General features: G+C 53.8%; 1 rRNA gene (cut by a window edge). It reads left to right on the top strand.

Annotated elements, in window-relative coordinates:
• Positions 1-2,450: ribosomal RNA gene (locus ABIE56_RS22515) — 23S ribosomal RNA — on the top strand (it extends 435 nt beyond the left edge of the window).
• The last annotated feature ends 50 nt before the right edge of the window (positions 2,451-2,500 follow it).

The raw sequence follows: 2,500 nt of genomic DNA, 5'->3' as shown, positions 1-2,500 counted from the left end.
GCGAACTAGTACCGTGAGGGAAAGGCGAAAAGAACCCCGGAGAGGGGAGTGAAATAGACCCTGAAACCGTATACGTACAAGCAGTGGAAGCCCGCAAGGGTGACTGCGTACCTTTTGTATAATGGGTCAGCGACTTACTGTCAGTGGCAAGCTTAACCGTATAGGGGAGGCGAAGGGAAACCGAGTCTGAATAGGGCGAATAGTCTCTGGCAGTAGACCCGAAACCGAGTGATCTATCCTTGACCAGGTTGAAGGTGCGGTAACACGCACTGGAGGACCGAACCCACATCTGTTGCAATAGATGGGGATGAGTTGAGGATCGGAGTGAAAGGCTAAACAAACTCGGAGATAGCTGGTTCTCCTCGAAAGCTATTTAGGTAGCGCCTCGTGCGAACATTCCTGGGGGTAGAGCACTGTTATGGCTAGGGGGTCATTGAGACTTACCAAACCATGGCAAACTCCGAATACCAGGACATGCTACACGGGAGACACACGGCGGGTGCTAACGTCCGTCGTGAAAAGGGAAACAACCCAGACCCGCAGCTAAGGTCCCAAAGTCATAGCTAAGTGGAAAACGATGTGGAAAGGCATAGACAGCCAGGAGGTTGGCTTAGAAGCAGCCACCCTTTAAAGAAAGCGTAATAGCTCACTGGTCGAGTCGGTCTGCGCGGAAGATTTAACGGGGCTAAGCTATGCACCGAAGCTCGGGGTGTACAGATTTTGATCTGTACGCGGTAGAGGAGCGTTCCGTAGGCCTGTGAAGGTGGATTGTAAAGTCTGCTGGAGGTATCGGAAGTGCGAATGCTGACATGAGTAACGATAAGGGGGGTGAAAAGCCTCCCCGCCGAAAGCCCAAGGTTTCCTCGCGCAACGTTCATCGGCGCAGGGTGAGTCGGCCCCTAAGGCGAGGCAGAAATGCGTAGTCGATGGGAAGCAGGTTAATATTCCTGCACTTTTCTACAGTGCGATGTGGGGACGGAGAAGGTTAGGTCTACCAGGCGTTGGTTGTCCTGGGGAAAGGCGGTAGGCGGTGATCTTAGGCAAATCCGGGATCACATACGCCGAGCACCGAGACGAGTCCTATGAGGACGAAGTGACTGACACCACGCTTCCAGGAAAAGCCACTAAGCTTCAGCTGTAGAAAAACCGTACCGTAAACCGACACTGGTAGGCAGGGTGAGAATCCCAAGGCGCTTGAGAGAACTCGGGTGAAGGAACTAGGCAAAATGGCACCGTAACTTCGGGAGAAGGTGCGCCCTTTGGTGTGGTCACGTGCGTGACTGAGCATCGAAGGGTCGCAGTAACCTGGCCGCTGCGACTGTTTATCAAAAACACAGCACTCTGCAAACACGAAAGTGGACGTATAGGGTGTGACGCCTGCCCGGTGCTGGAAGGTTAATTGATGGGGTCAGCCGCAAGGCGAAGCTCTTGATCGAAGCCCCAGTAAACGGCGGCCGTAACTATAACGGTCCTAAGGTAGCGAAATTCCTTGTCGGGTAAGTTCCGACCTGCACGAATGGCGTAACGACAGCGGCGCTGTCTCCACCCGAGACTCAGTGAAATTGAAATCGCTGTGAAGATGCAGCGTTCCCGCGGCAAGACGGAAAGACCCCGTGAACCTTTACTATAGCTTTACACTGAACGTTGAGTTCTTCTGTGTAGGATAGGTGGGAGGCTATGAAACCGAGACGCTAGTTTCGGTGGAGCCATCCTTGAAATACCACCCTGAAGTGCTTGACGTTCTAACCTAGGTCCGTAATCCGGATCGGGGACCGTGTATGGTGGGTAGTTTGACTGGGGCGGTCTCCTCCCAAAGAGTAACGGAGGAGCACGAAGGTACGCTCAGCGCGGTCGGACATCGCGCACTGTGTGCAAAGGCATAAGCGTGCTTGACTGCGAGATCGACGGATCAAGCAGGTACGAAAGTAGGTCTTAGTGATCCGGTGGTTCTGTATGGAAGGGCCATCGCTCAACGGATAAAAGGTACTCCGGGGATAACAGGCTGATACCGCCCAAGAGTTCATATCGACGGCGGTGTTTGGCACCTCGATGTCGGCTCATCACATCCTGGGGCTGTAGCCGGTCCCAAGGGTATGGCTGTTCGCCATTTAAAGTGGTACGCGAGCTGGGTTCAGAACGTCGTGAGACAGTTCGGTCCCTATCTGTCGTGGGCGTTGGAGATTTGAGAGGGGCTGCTCCTAGTACGAGAGGACCGGAGTGGACGTTCCGCTGGTGTTCGGGTTGTCATGCCCATGGCATTGCCCGGTAGCTACGAACGGAAGCGATAACCGCTGAAAGCATCTAAGCGGGAAGCGCGCCTCAAGATGAGATCTCCCGAGAGCTAGACTCTCCTTAAGGCACCATCAAGACTAGGTGGTTGATAGGCACGGTGTGGAAGTGCAGCAATGCATTGAGCTTACGTGTACTAATGAGCCGTGAGGCTTGACCATATAACCCCAAGACGCTTCACCGTCTTAACTCTTCAAGCTCGATCCGTTTC

The organism is Luteibacter sp. 621, assembly GCF_050435445.1.
Lineage (GTDB): Bacteria > Pseudomonadota > Gammaproteobacteria > Xanthomonadales > Rhodanobacteraceae > Luteibacter.
Note: the sequence above shows the minus strand (reverse complement) of the source record. Positions and strands in the feature narration are given on the sequence as shown.